Raw genomic sequence first — 23,025 nt, 5'->3', positions numbered from 1 at the left:
CCGCCGTGACCTGCCCGGGTCCGCCGGGCTCGACCGTGTCAGGCGATGCGGTCCAGCACGATCGGGGCCGGGGAGTACGCGGTGCCGGGGGCCGCGATGTCGTACGACCCCCGCACGGCCTCCAGGGCGTAGTCGAAGCGCTCGGGCGTGTCGGTGTGCAGCGTCAGCAGGGGCTGGCCCTCGGTGACCGTGTCGCCGGGCTTGGCGTGCAGCTCGACGCCGGCGGCGGCCTGGACCGGGTCCTCCTTGCGGGCGCGTCCGGCGCCGAGGCGCCAGGCGGCGATGCCGATGTCGTACGCGTCCAGGCGGGTCAGGACCCCGGAGGCGGTCGCCGTGACCACGTGCTGCTCGCGCGAGGTCGGCAGCGGGGCGTCCGGGTCGCCGCCCTGGGCGGCGATCATGCGGCGCCAGGCGTCCATCGCCGAGCCGTCGGCCAGGGCCTTCGCCGGGTCGGCGTCCTTCACCCCGGCCGCGTCGAGCATCTCGCGGGCCAGGGCGACGGTCAGCTCGACGACGTCCGCCGGGCCGCCGCCCGCCAGGACCTCGACCGATTCGCGGACCTCGAGGGCGTTGCCGGCGGTGAGACCGAGGGGGGTCGACATGTCCGTCAGGAGGGCGACGGTCTTCACGCCGTTGTCGGTACCGAGGCCGACCATCGTCGACGCCAGTTCCCGCGCGTCCTCGATGGTCTTCATGAAGGCTCCCGTGCCCACCTTCACGTCCAGGACCAGGGAGCCCGTGCCCTCGGCGATCTTCTTCGACATGATCGAGGAGGCGATCAGCGGGATGGCCTCGACCGTGCCCGTGACGTCGCGGAGCGCGTAGAGCTTCTTGTCCGCCGGGGCCAGGCCGTCGCCCGCCGCGCAGATGACCGCGCCGACCTCGTCCAGGACGTTCAGCATCTCCTCGTTGGAGAGCAGGGCGCGCCAGCCGGGGATGGACTCCAGCTTGTCCAGGGTGCCGCCGGTGTGGCCGAGGCCCCGGCCGGAGAGCTGCGGTACCGCCGCGCCGCAGGCCGCCACCAGCGGTGCCAGGGGCAGGGTGATCTTGTCGCCGACGCCGCCCGTGGAGTGCTTGTCGGCGGTGGGGCGGGACAGGGACGAGAAGTCCATGCGCTCGCCGGAGGCGATCATCGCGGCCGTCCAGCGGGCGATCTCGCGGCGGTCCATGCCGTTGAGGAGGATCGCCATGTTGAGGGCGGCCATCTGGTAGTCGGCGACCTCGCCGCGGGTGTACGCGTCGATGACCCAGTCGATCTGCTCGTCGCTGAGCTCGCCGCGGTCCCGCTTGGCGCGGATGACTGAGATGGCGTCCATGGCCATGGCTGTCCTTCCAAAGATCTGCGAAAGTGCGCGGCCCCTCCGACCGTTCGTCAGGAGGGGCCGCACGGGACTTACTTGGTGAGATGGCCAGGGCCGAAGGCCTGGGGCAGCATCTCCGAGAGGGGCAGGATTCCCGCCGGGGTCTCCAGCAGCAGGCCGGGCCCGCCGAACTCGTACAGCAGTTGTCGGCAGCGGCCGCAGGGCACGAGGATCTCGCCCTTGCCGTCGACGCAGGTGAAGTGCGTCAGCCGGCCGCCGCCGGTGCGCTGCAGCTCCGAGACCAGTCCGCACTCGGCGCACAGACCGAGGCCGTACGAGGCGTTCTCGACGTTGCAGCCGGAGACCGTGCGGCCGTCGTCGACGCGGGCGGCCACGCCCACCGGGTAGCCCGAGTACGGGGCGTACGCGTGGGACATGGCGTCCCGCGCGAGGGCGCGCAGCTCGTCCCAGTCGGCCTCGGCCGGTGCGCCGGCGGTCACTTGCCCTGGCCCTTGCGGTACGGCAGTCCGTCCGCCTTCGGCATCCGCAGCCGTTGTGCGGAGAGCGCGAGGACGATCAGGGTGATGACGTACGGCGTGGCGGCGACGACCTGGTTCGGGACCTCGTTGGTGGTCGCGTACCAGGCGTAGACCAGGGCGCCGATGACGAAGGTGATCGCGGCCGGGACGTACTTCTTGCGCACGGCCTGCCAGATCGCGCCGATGATCAGCAGGAGGGCACCGAGGAGCAGCAGGGCGTGGACGTTCTCGGAGCCGCCGCGCAGGTTGAGGCTGTCGGTGTAGCCGAAGAGGCCGGCGCCGAGGGCGAGGCCGCCCGGCATCCAGTTGCCGAAGATCATCGCCGCGAGACCGATGAAGCCGCGGCCGCTGGTCTGGCCCTCCAGGTAGAAGGGGTTGGCGACGATGGAGAGGAAGGCTCCGCCGAGGCCGGCCAGACCGCCGGAGATGATCACGGCGAGGTACTTGTACTTGTAGACGTTGACGCCGAGGGACTCGGCGGCGATGGGGTTCTCACCGCAGGAGCGCAGGCGCAGGCCGAAGGCGGAGCGCCACAGGATCCACCAGGTGGCGGGGATCAGTGCGACGGCGACGAGGGTCAGCCACGAGACGTTGGTGACCAGACCGCCGAGCAGCCCGGCGAGGTCCGAGATGAAGAACCAGCCCTTGGAGTTGAGTTCCGTCAGCGCGTCCGACAGTCCGGGGATGGTGAAGTCGCCGATGGACTCGACCGGCGGGGACTGCTTGGCCGAACCGCCCTGGTGGCCCTCGAAGGCGAGGGGGGCCAGGTAGCGGGTGGCGCCGAGGGCGAGGATGTTGATGGCCACACCGGAGACGATGTGGTTGACGTTGAAGGTGACGGTGACGAAGGCGTGCAGCAGGCCGCCGATCGCGCCGCCGGCGATGCCGACCAGGACGCCGGTCCACGGGCCGTACTGGAAGCCGGCCCAGGCACCGAACCAGGTGCCGAGGATCATCATGCCTTCGAGGCCGATGTTGACGACGCCCGCGCGCTCGGCCCACAGACCGCCGAGACCGGCCAGGCCGATCGGGACGGCCAGCTCCAGCGCGGTGGACATCTGGCTGACGTTGGTGATGCCGTCGGCGCCGGTGATGATGCGGACGATCGAGGTGAGTGCCAGGACGCCGGCGATGACCAGCAGCAGCACGGGCAGCGACATCTTGCGCCCGGTCGGGGCGGTCGGCTCCAGCGAGGGCTGGTTGAGGTCGGTCGCGGTGGTGCTCGTGGTCATCGGCCCGACACCTCCTTCTTGACGTTGTTGTTGTCGGAGGCGTCCGCGCCGAGGACGTTCCCGGCGGCGAGTTCGGCGCCGACCCGGCGCTGCTGCCGGCGCAGGCCCCACTCGCGGACGGTCTCGTAGGAGACGACGACCGAGAGCACGATCAGGCCCTGCATGATGACCGCGATCTCCTTGTCGTAGCCGTGGAAGTCCAGCTCCGGGGAGGCCTTGTCGAGCCAGGCCCACAGCAGGGCGGCGAAGGCGATGCCGACGGGGCTGTTCCGGCCGAGGAGAGCGATGCCGATACCGAGGAAGCCGATACCGGTGGGGAAGTTGAGGCTGTAGGTGTGGGTGTCGCCGAGCAGGATCGGCAGGCCCGCGAGGCCCGCGACACCGCCGGAGATCAGCATGGCGGTGAGGACCATGCGCTTGGGGTCGACACCGCTGGCCGCGGCGGCCGACTCCGAGGCGCCGGAGGCCCGCAGGTCGAAGCCGAAGCGGGTGCGGTTGATGACGACCCAGTAGCCGACGCCGAGGAGGACGGCGAGGAGGACCAGGCCGTAGATCTCGCCGGCCTTGCCCATGTCGATGCCGGGCACCCAGCCCGACTCGGCCATCTCGCCGGTGGTGTTGTTGTTGCCGACCTTGACGCCGAAGACGTTCGGCAGCCAGAGGTAGCCGATGACGGAGGTCGCGATCGCGTTCAGCATGATCGAGGAGACGACCTCGCTGACGCCGCGGGTGACCTTGAGGACACCGACGATGGAGGCCCAGAACGCGCCGGTGCAGATCGCGGTGAGCATCAGCAGCGGGATCTGGAGGGCGGCCGGCAGGTCCATGTGGGCGCCGACGATCGCGGTGATCATGGCGCCGAGGAGGTACTGGCCGTCGACACCGATGTTGAACAGGTTCATCCGGAAGCCGATGGCCACCGCGAGGGCCGCGATGTAGTACAGCGAGGCCTGGTTGATGATCCGGACCTGGATGTCGGAGAACGTGGCCTGCTCGAACATGATCGCGAACGGCTCGACCGGGTTCTTGCCGGAGGCCAGCAGCACGATCGCGGTCAGCGCGAAGGCCACGGCGAGCGCGAGGACCGGTCCGGCCACCGCGAGGAGCACGCGCTCCTTGTCGAACTTCTTCATCAGCGGGCCTCGTCTTCCTCGGACCCGGACGCGGACTCGTCCGCCGAGGTCTCGGGGGTCTCTTCGTGTTCGAGGTGGCCGGTGGCGGCACCGGTCATGGCCGAGCCCAGCTCCTCGGGGGTGATGGTGGCCGGGTCGGCGTCGGCGACCAGCTTGCCGTTGTAGATCACCCGGAGGGTGTCGGACAGGCCGATCAGCTCGTCCAGGTCGGCCGAGATCAGCAGCACGGCCAGGCCCTCGCGGCGGGCCTCGCGGATCTGGTCCCAGATCTGGGCCTGCGCGCCGACGTCCACACCACGGGTGGGGTGGGCGGCGATCAGGAAGCGCGGCTTGTGGCTCATCTCGCGGCCGACGATCAGCTTCTGCTGGTTGCCGCCGGAGAGGGAGGCGGCGGTGACGTCGATGCCGGGGGTGCGGACGTCGTACTCGGCTACGATCCGGCGGGTGTCCTCCTGGGCGGCCTTCGGGTCGAGCCAGACGCCCTTGGCGTTGGGCCGCTCGGTCACATGGCCGAGGATACGGTTCTCCCAGAGGGGGGCCTCCAGGAGCAGACCGTGCCGGTGGCGGTCCTCGGGGATGTAGCCGACGCCCTGCTCGCGGCGCTTGCGGGTGGCCCAGGTGGTGATCTCCTCGTCGGCGAGCGAGATCGTGCCGGAGTCGGCGTGCTTCAGGCCGATGAGGGCGTCGACCAGCTCGGTCTGGCCGTTGCCCTCGACGCCGGCCAGGCCCAGGACCTCGCCCGCGTGGATGGTGAAGCTGATGTCGTCGAGCAGTGCCTTGCCGCCGACGGCCTCCAGACGGAGGTCCTTGACGGTGAGGACGGGACGGTCGGTGACCGTGGACTCGGCCGTCTCGGGGGTGGGCAGTTCGCTGCCGACCATCAGCTCGGCGAGCTGGCGCGGAGTGGTCTCGGCGGGGACGGCCGTACCGACGGTCGTGCCGCGCCGGATGACGGTGATCTCGTCGGCGACGGAGAGCACCTCGCCCAGCTTGTGCGAGATGAAGATGACCGCGAGGCCCTGCGCCTTGAGTTCGCGCAGGTTGGCGAAGAGGGAGTCGACCTCCTGGGGCACCAGGACGGCGGTCGGCTCGTCCAGGATGAGGGTGCGGGCGCCCCGGTAGAGGACCTTGAGGATCTCCACGCGCTGGCGCTCGGCGACGCCCAGTTCCTCGACCAGGACGTCGGGGCGGACCCCGAAGCCGTACCGCTCGGAGATCTCCTTGATCTTGCGGCGGGCCTTGGCGCCGATGCCGTGGAGCTTCTCGCTGCCGAGGACCACGTTCTCCAGGACCGTGAGGTTGTCGGCGAGCATGAAGTGCTGGTGCACCATGCCGATGCCGCGCACGATGGCGTCGGCCGGGGAGGAGAACGAGACCTGTTCGCCGTCGACCGCGATGGTGCCCTCGTCCGGCTTCTGCATGCCGTAGAGGATCTTCATCAGGGTCGACTTGCCGGCGCCGTTCTCCCCGACGAGGGCGTGGACGGTGCCCTTGCGGACGGTCAGGTGGATGTCGTGGTTGGCCACGACGCCGGGGAATCGCTTGGTGATCCCGGCGAGTTCGACGGCGGTCACCGAGTCGTTGACCGCCGCGTCGGCCGGAGGGCTGCTGGACGCGTTGATGGCGCACTCTCCTGAGAAAGGGGGGTCGTCTACGCGCGTAGCGCCCCTACGGCATCGAAATTGGGCGGCGACGCACCGGGACAACGGGGTACAGGGAGCGATACTCCCCGTGCCCCGTTGAGCGGACGTAACCCCGCGGTTACCGGAGACTTCGGGAGGGCCTCGGTGGTGTCCGAGACCACCCCTCGGTCGCCCGGCTGCTCGTGCTGTGGCTGGGTGGGTCGGTCGCGACCTGGATCAGCTGGTCTTGACCTTGATCTCGCCGCTGATGATCTTCTCCTTGGCCGTGGCGATGGCCTCCTGGAGCTCGGTGTCGCTCTTGAACTTCGGGTTGGAGTCGGCGAGGCCGACCTCGCCGGTCTTCAGATCGCCCCTGACGATACCGGTCCCGGGCTTGCCGTCCTCGACCGACTTCGCCAGGTTGTACACCGCCTTGGCGACGTCCTTCGTGGCCGAGGTCAGGATGGAGTTCTTGTACGTCGCGAGGGCTTCCTGCCGGTACTGGTCGGAGTCGACGCCGATCGCCCAGATCTTGTTCGCGGCGGCGGCCTCGATCACTCCCTGGCCCGACAGACCGGCCGCCGCGTACACGACGTCGGCCTTCTTCTCGATCTGGCCCTCGGCGGCCGTCTTGCCCTTGTCGGGGCTGGAGAAGCCGCCCTCCTCGGCCGTCTGGGTGAGGTACTGGGTGAGCACCGTGGCCTTGGGGTTGGTGTCCTTGACGCCCTGCGCGAAGCCCGCCTGGAACTTGTGGATCAGCGGGATGTCCACGCCGCCGACGAAGCCGACCGTGTTGGTCCTGGTGGCCTTCGCCGCCGCGACGCCTGCGAGGTACGAGGCCTGCTCCTCGGAGAAGACCAGGTCCGCGACGTTGTCCAGCTGCACCGTGGAGTCGTCCACGATGCCGAAGGTGGTGTCCGGGTACTGCTCGGCGGCGGCCTTCACGGCCGTCGCGTAGGCGTAGCCGACACCGACGACCGGGTTGTAGCCCTGCTTCGCCAGGGAGACCAGGCGCTGCTCCTTGTCGGCGTCCGTCTCGCCCTCGGTGGGCTCGATGTCCTGCGTCTGGTACCCGAACTCCTTCTTCGCCTTCTCCAGGCCCGCGTACGCGGCGTCGTTGAAGGACTGGTCGCCCTTGCCGCCGACGTCGTACGCGATGGCGAGGCCCTTGTCGCCCTTGGAGTCGGCCGAGGACGAGGCGTCCGTCGACGTACCGCCGCAGGCGGAGAGGGCGAGGGTGAGGGAGGCGGTCGCTGCGCCTGCGACCGCGAGGCGGGAAACCCGGCGCATTTGTGGTGCTCCTGTCGTACAGCGCCGGAGGGTACTGGACAGTAGTGCTGCCCGGCATCGGCGCCTGGTATGGCTTTCGTCGCAGAGTAACGCGCGTAGACCCTCCGGGTGAAGCCTGGTGGACCACGTTGTTATGGGGCCGTGTTGCAAGGGTCGTCCGGCGGTTGGGGGCGCCAGGTGGGGGGTGGTTCGGTCGGGTCGCGATCGTCCGTGCGTCGTGGCTGGTCGCGCCGTTCCCCGCGCCCCTTGGCGGCGTGGGGCTCGTCCGGCGCTGGAACGTGAAGCGGGCGGGTGTACATGTACACCCGCCCGCTGTCAGGACGCTCTCGGAGGCGTGACCGTTACTCGGTCTTCACCTTGATCGTGCCGTCGATGATTTCCTCCTTGGCCTTGGCGACCGCGTCCGAGAGGCCGGCGATCTCGGCCATCTTCGGGTTGGAGTCGGCGAGGCCCACGCCGTCGACCTTCAGGTCGAAGGTCTGGACACCGTCGAGCGGCTTGCCGTCCTCGACGGACTTGGCGAGGGCGTAGACCGCGCCGCCGACGTCCTTGAGGGCGGAGGTGAGGATGTACTCCTTGTAGGGGGCCAGGGCCTCCTGGTTGTACTGGTCGGAGTCGACGCCGATCGCCCAGACCTTGGCCTTGGCGGCGGCCTCGATGACACCCTGGCCGGAGAGGCCGGCGGCCTGGTAGAGGACGTCCGCGTCCTTCTCGATCTGGCCCTCGGCGGCGGCCTTGCCCTTGTCGGGGCTGGAGAAGCCGCCCTCCTCGGCCGTCTGGGTCAGGTACTGCGAGACGACCTTGACCTTGCCGCCGCTGGTGTCCTCGACGCCCTGCTTGTAGCCGGCCTCGAACTTGTGGATCAGCGGGATGTCCACACCGCCGATGAAGCCCACGGTGTTCGTCTTGGTGGCCTTGGCGGCCGCGACACCGGCGAGGTACGAGGCCTCCTGCTCGGCGAAGACGAGGGACGCGACGTTGTCGCCCTCGACGACCGAGTCGACGATGCCGAAGGTGGTGTCCGGGTACTGCTTGGCGGCGGCCTCCATGGCCGGGCCGTAGGCGAAGCCGACACCGATGACCGGGTTGTAGCCCTGCTTGGCCAGGGACTCCAGACGCTGCTGCTTGTCGGCGTCCGTCTCGCCCTCGGTGGGCTCGATGTCCTCGGTCTGGTAACCGAACTCCTTCTGAGCCTTCTCCAGGCCCGCGTACGCGGCGTCGTTGAAGGACTGGTCGCCCTTGCCGCCGATGTCGTACGCGATCGCGAGGCCCTTTTCGCCCTTGCTGGTCTCGCCGCCGTTGCTGCTGCTCTCGCTGCTGGTGCCACCACAGGCCGTGGCGGCGAGCGCCAGCGACGCGACCCCCACCGCGACGCGGGTCAGTTTGGAAATCCGACGCATCTTGAAGTTCCCCATCTTCTCCAAAGCCCCGCGACCGGGTGCTCAGTTCGGCGCACATTAACGCGCGTAGACCCTCCTGGGAACGGGGTTTCGACTGGCCGTTATCCATTCGTGCCGGTGGCCGTTACGCCCTCGTGAACCAGGGGATCGAAAGGGACGTCTCGGGCACGGGGCCTTTCGCGTCCCTGACGGTCCGTGTACAGGGGGCGACTTCAGCGTGAGCGTGCGCGGTCCGTACGGGGCTCGTACGGACACGCGCACCAGGCTGCCGCGAGGGTGGGCGGGGCGCAAGCCGACGGCTCGGGAGGGATTACCGGCCGGCCGCGTCGAGGACCCGCATGCGGGCGTCGAGGAGGGCGGCAGCGGTGAAGAGCTCGACGCCCACGGTGATGGCGTGTTCGTCGGCGTCGAAGTCGCCCTGGTGGAGGTCGCGGACGGTGAGGTCGCCCGGGCGGCGGACGCCCAGGCGGGCCATGGCGCCGGGGACGTGCTCCAGGTACCAGGAGAAGTCCTCGCCGCCGAGGCTCTGCTCGGTGTCCTCGACGGACTTCACGCCGCGGCGGGCCACCATCGAGTCGTGCAGCAGCTCGGTGACGACGGGGTCGTTGACGACCGGCGGGACGCCCCGGATGTAGTTGATCTCGGGCTTGGCACGGTGCATGACCGCGACCTCCTGGACCGCCTCGTGGATCAGGTCGGGGGCCTGCCGCCAGGCGTTGATGTCCAGGCAGCGGACGGTACCGGAGAGCTCGGCGTGCTGCGGGATGACGTTCGGCGCGTGGCCCGACTCGATGCGGCCCCAGGTCACGACGAGCCCGGCGCGGGCGTCGAAGCGGCGGGCGACCAGCGCGGGCACGTCGGTGACGACCCGGGCGGCGGCGGTGACGAGGTCGGTGGTGAGGTGCGGGCGCGCGGTGTGGCCGCCCGGGCCGTCCAGGGAGAGCTCCAGCCGGTCGCAGGCCGAGGTGATGGGGCCGTGGCGCAGTCCGATGCGGCCCGCGTCGACGCGGGGGTCGCAGTGGACGGCGATGATCCGGCCGACGCCTTCGAGCGAGCCGGTCCTGATGACGTCCGCGGCGCCGCCGGGCAGCACCTCCTCGGCGGGCTGGAAGATCAGCCGGACGGGGCGGGGCAGCTCGCCCCTGCGGTGCAGGTCGGCGAGGACGAGGCCGGCGCCGAGGACGACGGTGGTGTGCACGTCGTGGCCGCAGGCGTGGGCGCGGTCCGGGACGGTGGAGCGGTAGTCGCAGTCCACCTTGGTGTCCGGGATCGGGAGGGCGTCGATGTCGGCGCGCAGGGCGAGCGCGGAGTGGTCGGCGCCGCTCCAGTCGCCGATGTCACAGATGAGTCCGGTCCCGGTCTCGAGCACGCGCGGCCTGAGCCCTGCCTTCTCCAGGCGGGCCTTGATCGCGGCGGTCGTACGGAACTCCTGGTTGCCGAGCTCCGGGTGCATGTGCAAGTCGCGGCGGAACGCGACGAGTTCGGCACGCAGGGCTTCCGGCAAGGTGCCGGGGAGCGACGTTTCGGCTTCCCCTGGCAGATCGGCCTCGGACTCTCGGGACATCAGTTGGTTCACCCTCTGAAGGGTAGGGCGATCGGGCGACCTTCTCACCCTCGATCAACAAAAAATCAGCCTGTAAGGGGAAGTTTTCCGGCCGCACAACGCATACGTATTGGCAGGGATGGGTATACCCGTCCGTCTTGCGGTGCGGGTGGCCCGTCGGAGACGGGAGCGCCGGGTTTGCCCGCGAATCCCATCGACTAAACGTCCGGGGGTGCCCGAACGATTCCCACACTCCACCCTTACCACGTCCGCGTCGTCCCACGGTGCCGGAAGCGTCACCAGCGCGCGACCGTTCGGCTACGTGGTGTGTTCGGCCGTGCGGCCGGACCGCCGTCGCGCCCAGGCGGGACGGGGGCGGTGGCCTGCGGTTGTCCGGGCGGGCGGGGCGTCGGCGACCGGTTGACCGACCGGGCTATGTACGCATGCCCGGGGTGACGGGGATCACGGTCGGCGCATGACCCGGGACACAGGGACCGGTGGTCCCGCCGGCCCTCAGGCCGACGCCACCGACGACAGCCGGTGGACGTCGCGGGCCGTGCCCGTGACGCCGGACAGGAAGCCCTGGGCGCGGGGTGAGGCGTTCTCGGTGAGCCACGCCGGGTCGATGTCGCAGACGGCGACGCGCACGTCCGTCCCGGCCAGGGCCAGGGGCAGGGTGTGGACGACCGTCGACGGGAAGCTCAGGATCGTCCGGCCGATGGGGCCGCGGCGGGCGATGAGCTCCAGAGGGAGGTCGGGGCGGACGATCTCCAGGCCGGTCTCCGCGCCGAGGGTGTGGAGTTTCTCGGCGCTCTCGCGGCGGTGCGCGAAGTAGCGCGTGGCGCCGTGGGCCTTCGCGAGGGAGCGCACGGCTTCGCGGTAGCGGTCGCCGTCCACCACTCCGGTCTCCACGAGGGAGGTGCCCACGAGGTCGGCGCCCTTGGTGATGCGGGGCGGGCCGAAGCGGGAGCGGGTCCAGGCGAAGTCATTGGCCGTGACGAAGACACCCTCGGGGGTCTCGTCGATCGGCATGGAGGAGAAGACCTCGACCCGTCGGCCGTCGGCCGGGGTGAGGCGCTTGCGGGCCTTGGCGGAGACCGGGGCGAAGATCAGGTCGCGGGGGCCGGGGCGGCCGCCCTTGCGGTGCCAGCGCACGAGGCGTTCGCCGCGGGCCAGCTGGGAGACGAACTCCATGGTCGCGGTGCCGTCGTCGACGACGACCACGTCCGGGGCCCGGGTGATGGTCAGCAGGAGCTGGACGTAGCGGGAGAAGGGGTCGCCCAGGACGATGCGGCGCGCGGCGCGCAGCAGCGGGGCGAGGCCGCCGACGGTGCGGAAGGGGGCGGCGGTGCCGCCGCGCGCCTCCTCCCAGCGCACCTCGTGGCCCTCGTCCCGGGCCAGCTCCGCCATCCGGCGCAGCTGGCCCCGGGTCATGGGGTCGTTGGGCGACAGGACCACCAGGGTGAGCCCCGCGCCACCGGAACGGAAGGGCCCCGCAGCGGGGTCCTCGGGGGTGCCGAGGGCGTGGGTGTGCGCCCACTCCAGCACGTTCAGGAGCTGTACCGGGCTCTCGACGAAGGCGAGAGTGCGGGGGCCGGCGGTTCCGGTGCGGGGGCTCATCGACGTATGTCCGTCGCTTCCGGGAGTACGGATGGTGGGGGCGGGGCTGGGGATCGCTCGCCGACGGTGGCGGGTGCCGCCGTGGGCCGCGGGCCACCCGTGCCGCCCCGGCGGCACGACGGCCCGCGGCCACCTGCGGTCGGTCAGACGCCGACCGGCTCGCCCGCCGCCACCGCGATCTCCGCCTCGGCGACGACGCCGGTGACACGGCGCAGCTTCTTCATGGGGCCGAGCTCGGAGTCGTAGACCTTCTTGACGCCGTCGCCGAGGGAGGCCTCGATGGTGCGGATGTCGCGGACCAGGCGGGTCAGGCCCTGCGGCTCGACGGAGGCGGCCTGGTCGGAGCCCCACATGGCGCGGTCGAGGGTGATGTGGCGCTCGACGAAGGTGGCGCCGAGGGCGACGGCGGCGAGCGTGGTCTGCAGGCCCGTCTCGTGGCCGGAGTAGCCGATCGGGACGTTCGGGTACTCGGCCTGGAGGGTGTTGATGACGCGGAGGTTGAGCTCCTCGGCCTTGGCCGGGTACGTCGAGGTGGCGTGGCAGAGCAGGATGTTGTCGGAGCCGAGGACCTCGACCGCGTGACGGATCTGCTTGGGGGTCGACATGCCGGTGGAGAGGATGACCGTGCGGCCGGTGGCGCGCAGGGCGCGCAGCAGCTCGTCGTCGGTCAGGGAGGCGGAGGCCACCTTGTGGGCGGGGACGTCGAACTTCTCCAGGAAGGCGACGGCCTCGGTGTCCCACGGGGAGGCGAACCAGTCGATGCCCTTCTCCTTGGAGTACTCGTCGATCTGGCGGTACTCGTCCTCACCGAACTCCACGCGGTGGCGGTAGTCGATGTAGGTCATGCGGCCCCAGGGGGTGTCGCGCTCGATGTCCCACTGGTCACGGGGGGTGCAGATCTCGGGGGTGCGCTTCTGGAACTTGACGGCGTCGCAGCCGGCCTCGGCGGCGGCGTCGATCAGCTTGAAGGCGTTCTCCAGCTCACCGTTGTGGTTGATGCCGATCTCGCCGACGACGTAGACAGGGTGACCCGGGCCGGCGGTCTTCGAACCGAACGTGCGCAGACGGGAGTTGGTGCTCATGGTGGGACCAGTTCCTTACTTGTCGAGGGGGTCGAGAGAGTCGAGAGAGGGACCGAGGATCCAGCCGGCGATCTCCCGGATCGCGCCTTCACCGCCGGGGACGGTGGTGACCGCGCGTGCGGCGCCGCGTACGACGTCGTGGGCGCTGCCGACCGCCACGGGCCAGCCCACGAGGGCGAAGCACGGGAGGTCGTTGACGTCGTTGCCGACGTAGAGCACGCGCTCCGGCGCGATGCCCTGCTCCTCGCACCACTGCTTCAGTGCGAGGTCTTTGCGGTCGATGCCGTGCAGGACCGGGATCTTGAGCTTCCGGGCCCGTGCGGCGACGACCGGGTTCTGTTCCGTGGACAGGATGAGCATCTTCAGGCCGCTCCTGCGGAGGGCCGCGATGCCGAGTCCGTCGCCGCGGTGCACGGAGACGAACTCCCGTCCGTCGGAGTCGATCAGCACCCGGTCGTCGGTCTGGGTGCCGTCGAAGTCGAGGACTACGGCGTCGATGTCGTCGTAGACGGGGAGGGCGCCGGGCCGGTTCGCGTCGAAGAGCGGCGCGAGGGCCTGGGCGCGGGCGAGGTCGTGCGGGTCGTCGATCTCCAGGACCCGGGCGGGGTCGGTGCGGACGGGTTCCGTACGGCCGAAGAAGCGGTGCTGGTGCTTGCGCAGTCCGGCCGCGTCCATGGCGTAGGCGGCGCCGGTCTCCAGCAGGTCCTGGGGGCGGTCCTGGCGGCGGGGACGGAAGGACTTGTCGTGGTTGACGCCGTAGCCGCCGGCGGTGAAGCCGGGGGTGGTGCGGACGTCGCCGGGCAGGGCACCCGGGGCCCCGGTGAGCCCGGTCGCCGGGCGCGGGGCCTCGGGTCCGGCGGGCCCGTCGGCCCCGGCGGGTTCGCCGTGTGCGCTCGCCGACGCGGGCGACGCCGTACCGAGCGGTGTCGTCCCGGGGACGCCGTACGGCTCCCCGTTCATGTCGTGGCTCTCGGCGTTCACATCGCCGCCGGTGAACTCGTCCGCCGTGTCGCGCCAGATGAAGCCGTGGAACGGGGCGACGGTGAGGGCGGTGTCGGCGCCGTGCTCGACGACGGCGCGGGCGACGCCGTCGATGTCCTCGCGGAGGATGAACGGGCTGGTGCACTGCACGAGGAGGACGACGTCGACCGGGGCGCCGTGGCGGGACTCGTGGGCGTCCAGGGCGTGCAGGACGGCGGCCTCGGAGGTGGCGGTGTCACCGGCGATCGCGGCGGGGCGCAGGACGACCTCGGCGCCGGACTCACGGGCGGCGGCGGCGATGGCGTGGTCGTCGGTGGAGACGACGACGTCCGTCACCAGCTGGGCGGCGAGGCACTCGCGGACCGCGCGGGCCACCAGCGGAACGCCGCCGACGGGGGCGAGGTTCTTCGCGGGGACGCCCTTGGAGCCGCCCCGCGCGGGGATCACGGCGAGGACGCGGCGGGCGGAAGGCGTCTGGCCCGCTTCCGGGTTGGACATGTCGGGAACTCCTAGCGGCTCTTGCGAGGCGGTGGGGCGGCGGCTCACAGCTCCCCCATCCGGCGGATGACGGGCGCCACGCGCTGCACTCCGTGGCGGTAGGCGCCGCGCGCCGCCCGGCGCACGATCTGGCGTACGGGCCCGGCCTGCCGGTCCTCGGCGGGCGCCCCGGGCAGCGGTGCGCCGTCGGGGCCGAGGTGGTGGCGGGCGAGGATGCCGGGGAGGTAGCCGGGCGCGGTGACGGGCGTGTAGTACGGCGCGAGGGGCGGCAGTTCGGGCGCCGTGACCAGCTTCGCGATACGGGTGCGGGCCGTGTCGAAGGCAGTGGCGTACGAGCCTCCCCCGGACTCCGTCCGAGAGGTCCCCCCAGCCATGACCCCTTGCCGGGCCACCCACTCGGGGTCCGGCGTCGGCTCGTACCCGGCGTCCAGCTGGTCCCAGGAGGCGAGGCAGCCGGAGCCCACGAAGTGGTGGTTGCCGAGGGTCTCGCGGATCCCGAGGTCGGTGAGGACGACGGTGGGGATCCGGCGGTGCAGCGACTCCAGGGCCGCCGTGGAGCTGACGGTGACCAGCAGGTCGGTGGTGTCGAGGACCTCGCCCATGTTCCCGTACGCGAGACGGAAGTTGGCCGGCAGACCGCCGGGAAGCTTCTCCGTCAGCTTCTGGTAGGGCAGTTCCTCGATGTGCGTGGTGTGCTCGCCCGGCTTGGAGCGCAGCTTCAGCAGCACCTGGCGGTCCGGGTGCAGCCTCGCGTGCTGGACGAGACGGTTCAGCAGGTACATACGGTCCCGGCGGTTGTCCGGGACGGACGGCTGTACGGCGAAGACGACCGTGTAGGGGCCGTCGGGGCCGGCGTACGCCTTGCCGCCCAGGAAGGGCAGCGCGACCTCGGTGACCGAGGAGGCGTCGGCGCCCACGCCCTCGTAGACGGCCCGGAAACGGTCCGCGTCCTGACGGGAGTTGGCGAGGACGAGGTCCGCGCCGTGCCGCAGCAGCAGACCGTCGGCGAGCTTCTCGTAGACGACACCGACGTAGCCGGTCACGACCACGGGCCGCTTCGTCCGGCCGTCCCATGCCCGGCGCAGGCCGTGCAGTATCGCCTGGACGCCTCCGCCGACGAGGGAGAGCACGATGACGTCGTACGCGTTCTCCCTCGTCTCCTTGCTCGTGTCCTCCTTCATGGCGCGCAGGAATTCGAGGCCGGTCACCTCGCGCAGGGAGTCGGGGCGGACCCCGACCTCCTGGAGCTGGCGGGCGGTGGGGGTGGCCCGGCCGCGCAGGAGGAAGCCGTCCAGGCGGATGTCCGCGTCCTTCGGAGCGAGACGGTGCGCGGTGAGCGCGCCCCATTTCCACCGGGTGTCGGAATCCGCGAGTACGGCGACTCGCAGGCTGTTCGTAGCACTTGCTGGCACATCGAAGACGCTAGGAAGCGATTCCGTTGATCGGCCCAACCCGAATGCAACAAAGGGTTAACAGCACATCGCCGAACGGCGAATCGGGGCGCGAATGGCACCGGAAAGTATCTGGTTCACGGTTCCGCCACGCGTCGTTCACCTGACATCAAGCAGGTGGTCAAGACGAATGCCGGAGCGCCGCCTAACGTCACGGGGGTGGTCAAGCTCTCCGTCATCGTGCCGTTCTACAACGTGCAGCAATACGCGCCCGACACCCTGAAGAGCCTCGGAGCCAACGCTCGTGAGGACTTCGAATTCATTCTCGTCGACGACTGCTCCCGCGACGAGACACCGGACATCCTCGCGCGCGCGGAGCGCGAGCTGCCGGGGGCGGTGTACGTCAGACACGAGCAGAACGGAGGACTGGCGACCGCGCGCAACACGGGCATCGACAAGGCCCGCGGCGAGTACCTGACGTTCCTCGACGGGGACGACTGGCTCGCCCCCGGCTACTATCCCCAACTGCTCGGCGCCATCGAGGACTTGGGCTGCGACTTCGTGCGCACGGATCATGTCCAGTGCACCGCGCGGGCCCGCTCGGTCCACCGGGTGCCCAACGGGCGGCGGGGCGTGGTGATGAACCCGCGCGACGCGATCCTGCCCGCCGACCGGTCCACCTCCGTGGACTACGCGTACGCCTGGGCGGGCATCTACCACCGCCGGCTGGTCGACAAGGGCGTGCTGCACTTCACCCACGGGCTGCGCACGGCCGAGGACCGGCCGTGGATCTGGAAGCTGCACCGGGAGGCCGATTCGTTCGCCACGGTGGGGCTGCTGGGCGTCTTCTACCGGCGCGGTGTGGCTTCCTCGCTGACCCAGATCGGCGACGTACGACAGCTCGATTTCATTCGCGCATTCGACCAGGTCGTCGCGGAAACCGCGAAGGACCGGGACGCGGACAAACTCCTCCCCAAGGCCGTGCGCACCTATTGCGCGATCATCTCCCACCATTTGGGTTCCATCGAAAGGTTCGAGCCGGCGGTGGCACGGAAACTGAAGTCGATGAGCGCGGTCGCGCTGCGCGGAATGCCGCAGGACGTGCTCGACGAGGCCCTCGACTCCATGGACGTCCAGCGCGCCACCCGGCTGCGCCGGCTGCGCCGCCGTCCCGCCGCCACGGGGGTCGCCGCATGACCACGCAGATCTTCATGGCGTCCACCCTGTACGGCGTGGCCACGCTGGCCGCCGCCCTGGACACCGAGTGCTTCCGCCCCGCCTCCCGGCGCATCCTGCTGGTCTCCAACAACGCGGCGACCCCGGAGACGGCCCCCGGCCCGGACGAGATGCCCGGCTTCGAGCGGCTGCGGTCCCGCTTCGACGAGGTGATCTCGTGGAACGAGACCATCTCCCCCTTCCACCCCGGCGGCTGGTCCCCGCGCATGGACGACGTACCGCTGTGGGAGCGGCATCTGCGGCTGCTGTGGAACCTGGGGGACGACGACGTCGAACTGGCCGTGGAGTCCATCCAGGTCCACCCCGCGCTCGGTTTCACGCAGATCTTCACCGGCGCGCCGGTGACCGTGTACGCCGACGGTCTGATGAGCTACGGCCCCACCCGGAACAAGATCGACCCGCTGGTCGGCACCCGTATCGACCGGCTGCTCCACCTGGACCTCGTACCGGGTCTCGAACCCCTGCTGCTCACCGAGTTCGGGGTCGGGGCGGAGATCGTGCCGACGGACGCCTTCGTGAAGGTGCTGGCCGAACTCGTGGACACGGGTGACGAGTTGCCCGCGATCGAGGAGCCGGCGCTGCTGCTCGGCCAGTACCTCTCCGCGCTCGGCATCCTGACCGCCGAGGAGGAGGAGGACCTCCACGTACGGATGCTGAAGGGTGCCGTCGCGCTCGGGCACTCCAAGGTCGTGTTCAAGCCGCACCCCAGTGCCCCGGCCCGCTGGTCGCGCGGTCTGGAGAAGGAGGCGGAGCGGCTCGGCGCCGACCTGACCGTGCTGGACACGCCGGTCCTCGCCGAGGTGCTCTACCAGCGGATGCGTCCGGCCCTGGTCGTCGGCTGCTTCTCGACGGCCCTGCTGACGGCCTCCGCGCTGTACGGGCTGCCGGTGGCACGCGTCGGCACGGGCGCGCTGCTGGACCGGCTCGCCCCGTACGAGAACAGCAACCGGGTGCCCGTCACGATCGTGGACGCGCTGCTGCCGGAGCTGGGGGACGCGGCGGCCGTCGCCTCGCAGCGGCCGGGCACGGCGGTGTCCGACCTCAACAGTCTGGTCCGGGCGGTGGGGTTCGCGATGCAGTCGAAGATCTACCCGTCGCTGCGGGCGGAGACCGAGGCGTATCTGACGCGGCATCTGAGCACGCACACGCTGCGGTACTTCAAGCGGCGGCGTTTGACCTCGCTGGGGCTGCCCGGTGGGATTCCGGTGCAGCTCGCGTTCATTCCGCGTAACGCGACGGTGCGGAGAGTCGCCCGGCGGGCTCGGTCGCTCAAGCGGGCGACTCTGGGGTGAGCCCTCGGTGACTTCTTCGACCAAGGTTGATGACCGGGTCGAGTCGCGGGTGCGGGTGAGTGGGGGCTCGTCGCGCCCCGCGGCGGAACCGCAGATCGACGCAGCCCCGCGCCCCGACAGGGGCGCGGCCAACCCTCGACCCCGGCTCTATGCGCTCGACGGCTTGCGGCTGGTCGCCGCTCTCGCCGTCGCCGCTTATCACTACGGTGGGCGTGACGGTGAGATCGCGAAGGCCTGGGGGGCCTCGCCCGCCCTGCAGTTCCCCACCGCCCACAGCTGGCTCGCCTATGGCTGGGCCGGGGTGCAGGCCTTCTTCGTGATCAGCGGGTTCGTGATCTGCGCCAGCGGCTGGGGCCGTTCGGTGCAGGCGTTCCTCGCCTCCCGGGCGGCCCGGCTGCTGCCGGCGTACTGGGCGGCGGTGATCCTGGTGGCGGCGGTGTTCGCGCTGCCGGGCTTCGCCTTCGCACGGGTGTCGGTCAGCGAGTTCCTGGTGAACCTCACGATGCTGCAGATGCCACTCGGCGCGGACCGCGTCCTCGGCGTGTGCTGGACGTTGTGGGCGGAGGTCCGCTTCTACGTCCTGTTCGCGCTGTGCGTGGTGCTGCCCGGGGTGACCCGCAGACGGGTGATCTGGTTCTGCGGAGGCTGGACCCTGGCCTCGGTGCTCGCGCACGGGGCGAAGGAGCCGCTGTTGGACATGGTCCTGATGCCGGAGTACGCGTCCCTGTTCATCGGGGGCATGGGCCTCTATCTGGTGCACCGCGACCGCCGGGACACCGCGGCCTGGCTGATCGTGGTCTTCAGTCTGCTGCTGAGCCAGTACCAGACGGTCGAGGCGATGTGGCACGCCCCGAACGCGGACTACTTCTCCTACCGCTCCCAGCTCGGCATCATCGTCGCCGTCACCGTCGGCTTCGTGGCCGTGGGTGCCGTGGCGCTGGGCCTGCTGAACCGCGTCGACTGGCCCTGGCTGACCACCGCGGGGGCCCTGACGTACCCCTTCTACCTGGTGCACGAGCACCTGGGCTGGCCGGTGGTGCGGGCACTGCACCAGGGACTGGGCGTTCCGTCGGCCCTGACCGTCGCGCTCACCGTGGCGCTGATGCTGACGCTCGCCTGGCTGCTGCACCGGTGGGTCGAACGTCCGTTGCAGCCGCTGCTGCGGACGTCGCTCGGTGGACGCCGCCGCTGAAGGGTCCCGGAACCTGGAATTGGCCCACTGTTCATGCGACGCGAGGATTCGAAAACGCTTCCGCGGAGAGGCTCCGCAGCATCCTTGACCGGGCCATAGGCATCTCATAGGTTCCTGGCCCGTTCGCCGGTTCGCCTCGTCGACGCAAGAAGGTCTTCCGTCCTCATGACCTATGAAATGACCTCTGAACACGGCACGATCCGACTTCCCCGTGAGCTCGACGACGTCCCCGGCTGGTTCCCGGTGCTCGACCAGCTGCTCTTCGACTGGTTCCTGAACCGGCAGGAGGCAGCGGGCGAGAGGGGCGACCTCCTGGAGGTCGGCGTCTACATGGGCAAGAGCGCCATCTTCCTCGGCCACCATCTCCAGGAGGGCGAGGCCTACACGGTCTGCGACCTCTTCGAGAGCGACGCACCGGACGACGCCAACGCGGCGGAGGCCACCAAGTCGTACCGCAGCACGCTCACCCGCCGGGCCTTCGAGGCGAACTACCTCTCCTTCCACGACGAGCTGCCGCGGGTGCTGCAGGGTCCCAGCTCGGTCGTCCCCGGCGAGGTCAAGCCGCGCTCCTGCCGTTTCGTGCACATCGACGCCTCGCACCTGTACGAGCACGTCGAGGCCGACATCACCGCCGCCCGGGACATCCTCCTGCCCGGCGGCCTCGTCGTCCTCGACGACTTCCGCTCGGAGCACACACCGGGCGTCTCCATCGCCGCATGGGAGGCCGTCCTCAACCGGGGCCTCAACCCCGTCTGCCTCAGCACGCAGAAGCTGTACGGCACCTGGGACGACCCCGAACCCCTCCAGGAGGCGCTGCTCGCCATGGTCGCGGACCGGGACGACTGCCACCTCAGCAACCAGCAAGCCGCCGGTCACCGCATCCTGCGCCTGAAGTCCAAGGGCATGAAGGCCCCGGCCTTCCCGAAGTCCCGCCACTGGACCGAGCCCGCGCCGCCGGCACCCGCCCCGGCCGCGCCCGCACCCCAGCCCTCGGCCCGCCCCGCCCGCCCGGAGCCCCGCCCGGAAGCTGGCCGCGGACCTGCTGCCTCCGGTGGTGACGAGGGCGATCAGGAAGGCGCGCGCGGCGAACCGGCCGGTGAGGTGAGCCGGGGCGGTGAGGTGAGCCGGGGCGGGCCGGGGGCGCGGAGAGGCTAGGCGCTGCTCGCGAGCGACAGCTTGACCGCGAATCCCAGGAACAGGGCACCCGCCGCCGAGGTCGCCCCCGCCGACAGTCGCTTCCGGCGGCGGAACGTGGCGGCCAGCCTGGTGCCGCTGAATATCAGCGCGCTCAAGTAGAGGAAGCTGGCGAGCTGGGCGAAGGCGCCGAGGACCACGAAGGAGAGGGCCGGGTAGGCATAGCCCGGGTCCACGAACTGCACGAAGAAGGCGACGAAGAAGAGGATCGCCTTCGGGTTCAGCAGACTGATCACCAGGGCCCGCCGGAACGGCCGCTCGCCCTCCGCGACCTCCTCGCCCGGCCCCTGCACGACCCGCTCGCGGCGGCTGCGCCACATCGCCCACGCGGCCCGCAGCATCCCGATCGCCAGCCACGACAGATAGCCGGCGCCCGCGTACTTCACGATCCCGAACAGCACGGCGTTGGCCTGCAGCAGCGAGGCCACTCCCGCCGCCGACAAGGTCATCAGCACGGTGTCGCCGACCCATACGCCGGCGGCGGCCCGATACCCGGTCCGTATCCCGCGCCGGGCGGCCACGGACAGCACGTAGAGGGAGTTGGGGCCGGGCAGCAGCACGATCAGGACGAGGCCCGCCAGATAGGTGGGGAGGTCGATGACACCGAACATGAGAAGGAGTGTCGCACGGGGGTCCGACATCCCGATATGCCCGTCCGAAGCCAGACGAATACCAGACGAGAGCCAGACAAAAGGGCGGCCGGAAGGCGGCCGCGGTCGATCGCGATCGGCCGCGGTGAGCCGCGGTCGATCGCGATCGGCCGCGGCTCACGCACGAGCGGTCAGAAAGCGTCGCTGGGGATGTACGTGCCCCACACCTCACGGAGGGCGTTGCACACCTCGCCCACCGTCGCGCGGGCCCTCAGGGCCTCGCGCATCGGGTAGAGGACGTTGTCCGTGCCCTCGGCGGCCTTCTTCAGGGCGGCCAGGGCCGTGTCGACCGCCTGCTGGTCGCGTCGCGCGCGGAGCCCGGCCAGCCGCTCCGCCTGCTGGGCCTCGATCGCCGGGTCCACCCGCAGCGGCTCGTACGGCTCCTCCTCGTCCAGCTGGAAACGGTTGACGCCCACCACGACCCGTTCCCCGGAGTCGGTCTCCTGCGCGATGCGGTACGCGCTGCGCTCGATCTCGCCCTTCTGGAAACCGTGCTCGATGGCCGCGACGGCACCGCCCAGGTCCTCGACCTTCCGCATCAGCTCGACGGCCGCCGCCTCCACGTCGTCGGTCATCTTCTCCACGACGTACGAACCGGCGAACGGGTCGACCGTCGCCGTCACGTCCGTCTCGTAGGCCAGCACTTGCTGGGTGCGCAGCGCGAGGCGGGCGCTCTTGTCGGTCGGCAGGGCGATCGCCTCGTCGAAGGAGTTGGTGTGCAGCGACTGGGTGCCGCCCAGCACCGCCGCCATCCCCTGCACCGCGACCCGCACCAGGTTCACCTCGGGCTGCTGCGCGGTCAGCTGCACCCCGGCCGTCTGCGTGTGGAACCGCAGCATCAGCGACTTGGGGTTCTTCGCGCCGAACTCCTCACGCATCACCCGCGCCCAGATCCGACGCGCCGCACGGAACTTGGCGACCTCCTCCAGGATCGTCGTCCGGGCGACGAAGAAGAACGACAGCCGGGGCGCGAAGTCGTCCACGTCCATGCCCGCCGCGACCGCCGTGCGCACGTACTCGATCCCGTCGGCCAGGGTGAACGCGATCTCCTGCGCGGGCGAGGCACCGGCCTCGGCCATGTGGTAGCCGGAGATCGAGATCGTGTTCCACTTCGGGATCTCGGCCCTGCAGTACTGGAAGATGTCGGCGATCAGCCGCAGCGAGGGCTTGGGCGGGAAGATGTACGTCCCGCGCGCGATGTACTCCTTCAGCACGTCGTTCTGGATCGTGCCCGTCAGCCGGTCCGCCGGTACGCCCTGCTCCTCGCCGACCAGCTGGTACATCAGCAGCAGCAGCGCGGCCGGCGCGTTGATCGTCATCGACGTCGAGACCTTGTCCAGCGGGATGCCGTCGAACAGCACCCGCATGTCCTCGACGGAGTCGATCGCCACCCCCACCTTGCCGACCTCGCCGTGGGCGATCGGGGCGTCGGAGTCATGACCCATCTGGGTGGGCAGGTCGAACGCGACCGACAGCCCCATCGTGCCGTTGGCGATCAGCTGCTGGTAGCGGGCGTTGGACTCCACGGCCGTACCGAAGCCCGCGTACTGACGCATCGTCCACGGACGACCCGTGTACATCGACGGATACACACCCCGCGTGAACGGGTACGCGCCCGGCTCCCCCAGCTTCTCCGCCGGATCCCAGCCCTCCAGCACCTCCGGCCCGTACACCGGCTCGATCGGCAGCCCGGACTCCGACTCGCGCGCCATGATGTGTGCCTCCGTCTTGCTCGTCGCTTCGGATGCTCGCTTGTTACTCGTCAGTACAACGGCCTTGGCGTCGGACTGTAGCGGCGACCGTTGGTCCGGTGGAGTGCCCCTGGCTGG

General features: G+C 70.5%; 17 protein-coding genes and 1 pseudogene. 4 read left to right on the top strand and 14 right to left on the bottom strand.

What is annotated here, in order from left to right; genetic code table 11:
* Positions 1 to 38: 38 nt before the first annotated feature.
* The 12 genes from E4N62_RS31030 to E4N62_RS30975 form a co-directional block, all read right to left on the bottom strand.
* Entirely contained in the window at positions 39 to 1,322 is a 1,284-nt protein-coding gene (locus E4N62_RS31030) for a thymidine phosphorylase (RefSeq protein WP_230219724.1), read from the bottom strand.
* Positions 1,323 to 1,393: 71 nt separating this feature from the next.
* Entirely contained in the window at positions 1,394 to 1,801 is a 408-nt protein-coding gene (locus tag E4N62_RS31025) for a cytidine deaminase (RefSeq protein WP_184904314.1), read from the bottom strand.
* Positions 1,798 to 3,072 carry an ABC transporter permease gene (locus E4N62_RS31020; RefSeq protein WP_230219722.1) on the bottom strand — a complete coding sequence of 425 codons (1,275 nt, stop codon included), beginning with the start codon at positions 3,070 to 3,072 and terminating at the stop codon, positions 1,798 to 1,800. Before E4N62_RS31020 ends, E4N62_RS31025 begins: the two co-directional genes overlap by 4 nt.
* A complete protein-coding gene (locus E4N62_RS31015) occupies positions 3,069 to 4,205 on the bottom strand; it encodes an ABC transporter permease (protein ID WP_230219720.1) in 1,137 nt (378 codons plus the stop codon). Before E4N62_RS31015 ends, E4N62_RS31020 begins: the two co-directional genes overlap by 4 nt.
* The gene (locus E4N62_RS31010; RefSeq protein ID WP_230219718.1) at positions 4,205 to 5,779 is read right to left on the bottom strand and encodes an ABC transporter ATP-binding protein; all 1,575 of its coding nucleotides are present in this window, start codon (positions 5,777 to 5,779) and stop codon (positions 4,205 to 4,207) included. Before E4N62_RS31010 ends, E4N62_RS31015 begins: the two co-directional genes overlap by 1 nt.
* Positions 5,780 to 6,064: 285 nt before the next feature.
* Positions 6,065 to 7,117 carry a BMP family protein gene (locus tag E4N62_RS31005; protein WP_230219716.1) on the bottom strand — a complete coding sequence of 351 codons (1,053 nt, stop codon included), beginning with the start codon at positions 7,115 to 7,117 and terminating at the stop codon, positions 6,065 to 6,067.
* Between the two features lie 341 nt (positions 7,118 to 7,458).
* Positions 7,459 to 8,517, bottom strand: a complete 1,059-nt coding sequence (locus E4N62_RS31000) for a BMP family protein (RefSeq protein ID WP_230219714.1) — start codon at positions 8,515 to 8,517, stop codon at positions 7,459 to 7,461.
* Between the two features lie 310 nt (positions 8,518 to 8,827).
* Positions 8,828 to 10,081 (bottom strand): amidohydrolase, encoded by a 1,254-nt coding sequence (locus E4N62_RS30995; protein WP_230219712.1) that lies wholly within the window; start codon positions 10,079 to 10,081, stop codon positions 8,828 to 8,830.
* A 492-nt stretch (positions 10,082 to 10,573) separates the two neighbouring features.
* Complete coding sequence (locus E4N62_RS30990) at positions 10,574 to 11,680, bottom strand: hypothetical protein (protein WP_230219711.1); 1,107 nt, start codon at positions 11,678 to 11,680, stop codon at positions 10,574 to 10,576.
* A gap of 143 nt (positions 11,681 to 11,823) precedes the next feature.
* Complete coding sequence (locus E4N62_RS30985) at positions 11,824 to 12,762, bottom strand: N-acetylneuraminate synthase family protein (RefSeq protein ID WP_033527067.1); 939 nt, start codon at positions 12,760 to 12,762, stop codon at positions 11,824 to 11,826.
* Positions 12,763 to 12,777: 15 nt separating this feature from the next.
* Positions 12,778 to 14,241, bottom strand: a complete 1,464-nt coding sequence (locus tag E4N62_RS30980; RefSeq protein WP_230219710.1) for an N-acylneuraminate cytidylyltransferase — start codon at positions 14,239 to 14,241, stop codon at positions 12,778 to 12,780.
* Positions 14,242 to 14,285: 44 nt separating this feature from the next.
* On the bottom strand, positions 14,286 to 15,653 hold the full coding sequence (locus tag E4N62_RS30975; RefSeq protein ID WP_230219709.1) for a DUF6716 putative glycosyltransferase: 1,368 nt from the start codon (positions 15,651 to 15,653) through the stop codon (positions 14,286 to 14,288).
* A 198-nt stretch (positions 15,654 to 15,851) separates the two neighbouring features.
* On the opposite strand from E4N62_RS30975, the gene E4N62_RS30970 reads away from it, so the two are divergent.
* The 4 genes and pseudogenes from E4N62_RS30970 (at position 15,852) to E4N62_RS30955 (ending at position 20,457) form a co-directional block, all read left to right on the top strand.
* A complete protein-coding gene (locus E4N62_RS30970) occupies positions 15,852 to 16,829 on the top strand; it encodes a glycosyltransferase family 2 protein (RefSeq protein ID WP_230219708.1) in 978 nt (325 codons plus the stop codon).
* On the top strand, positions 16,826 to 18,160 hold the full coding sequence (locus tag E4N62_RS30965; protein ID WP_230219707.1) for an alpha-2,8-polysialyltransferase family protein: 1,335 nt from the start codon (positions 16,826 to 16,828) through the stop codon (positions 18,158 to 18,160). Before E4N62_RS30970 ends, E4N62_RS30965 begins: the two co-directional genes overlap by 4 nt.
* Positions 18,161 to 18,167: 7 nt before the next feature.
* Positions 18,168 to 19,352 (top strand): acyltransferase family protein, encoded by a 1,185-nt coding sequence (locus E4N62_RS30960; RefSeq protein WP_374117091.1) that lies wholly within the window; start codon positions 18,168 to 18,170, stop codon positions 19,350 to 19,352.
* Between the two features lie 177 nt (positions 19,353 to 19,529).
* Positions 19,530 to 20,457: pseudogene (locus E4N62_RS30955) on the top strand (class I SAM-dependent methyltransferase).
* A 46-nt stretch (positions 20,458 to 20,503) separates the two neighbouring features.
* Here the strand turns inward: E4N62_RS30955 and leuE are convergent.
* Together leuE and E4N62_RS30945 are read right to left on the bottom strand one after the other, a co-directional pair.
* Complete coding sequence (gene leuE, locus E4N62_RS30950; protein WP_230219706.1) at positions 20,504 to 21,157, bottom strand: leucine efflux protein LeuE; 654 nt, start codon at positions 21,155 to 21,157, stop codon at positions 20,504 to 20,506.
* Between the two features lie 170 nt (positions 21,158 to 21,327).
* Positions 21,328 to 22,908, bottom strand: coding sequence for a methylmalonyl-CoA mutase (locus E4N62_RS30945; RefSeq protein ID WP_230219705.1), 1,581 nt, complete (start codon positions 22,906 to 22,908; stop codon positions 21,328 to 21,330).
* Positions 22,909 to 23,025: the final 117 nt, after the last annotated feature.

The organism is Streptomyces sp. MNU76, from assembly GCF_020982545.1.
Classification (GTDB): Bacteria; Actinomycetota; Actinomycetes; order Streptomycetales; family Streptomycetaceae; genus Streptomyces.
Note: the sequence above shows the minus strand (reverse complement) of the source record. Positions and strands in the feature narration are given on the sequence as shown.

What these genes read in the sequence shown, in the direction of transcription:
- E4N62_RS31030 (WP_230219724.1), bottom strand. Translation starts at nt 1,322, where the DNA reads ATGGCCATGGACGCCATCTCAGTCATCCGCGCCAAGCGGGACCGCGGC.
- E4N62_RS31020 (WP_230219722.1), bottom strand. Translation starts at nt 3,072, where the DNA reads ATGACCACGAGCACCACCGCGACCGACCTCAACCAGCCCTCGCTGGAG.
- E4N62_RS31015 (WP_230219720.1), bottom strand. Translation starts at nt 4,205, where the DNA reads ATGAAGAAGTTCGACAAGGAGCGCGTGCTCCTCGCGGTGGCCGGACCG.
- E4N62_RS31005 (WP_230219716.1), bottom strand. Translation starts at nt 7,117, where the DNA reads ATGCGCCGGGTTTCCCGCCTCGCGGTCGCAGGCGCAGCGACCGCCTCC.
- E4N62_RS31000 (WP_230219714.1), bottom strand. Translation starts at nt 8,517, where the DNA reads ATGCGTCGGATTTCCAAACTGACCCGCGTCGCGGTGGGGGTCGCGTCG.
- E4N62_RS30995 (WP_230219712.1), bottom strand. Translation starts at nt 10,081, where the DNA reads ATGTCCCGAGAGTCCGAGGCCGATCTGCCAGGGGAAGCCGAAACGTCG.
- E4N62_RS30990 (WP_230219711.1), bottom strand. Translation starts at nt 11,680, where the DNA reads ATGAGCCCCCGCACCGGAACCGCCGGCCCCCGCACTCTCGCCTTCGTC.
- E4N62_RS30985 (WP_033527067.1), bottom strand. Translation starts at nt 12,762, where the DNA reads ATGAGCACCAACTCCCGTCTGCGCACGTTCGGTTCGAAGACCGCCGGC.
- E4N62_RS30980 (WP_230219710.1), bottom strand. Translation starts at nt 14,241, where the DNA reads ATGTCCAACCCGGAAGCGGGCCAGACGCCTTCCGCCCGCCGCGTCCTC.
- E4N62_RS30965 (WP_230219707.1), top strand. Translation starts at nt 16,826, where the DNA reads ATGACCACGCAGATCTTCATGGCGTCCACCCTGTACGGCGTGGCCACG.
- leuE (WP_230219706.1), bottom strand. Translation starts at nt 21,157, where the DNA reads ATGTTCGGTGTCATCGACCTCCCCACCTATCTGGCGGGCCTCGTCCTG.
- E4N62_RS30945 (WP_230219705.1), bottom strand. Translation starts at nt 22,908, where the DNA reads ATGGCGCGCGAGTCGGAGTCCGGGCTGCCGATCGAGCCGGTGTACGGG.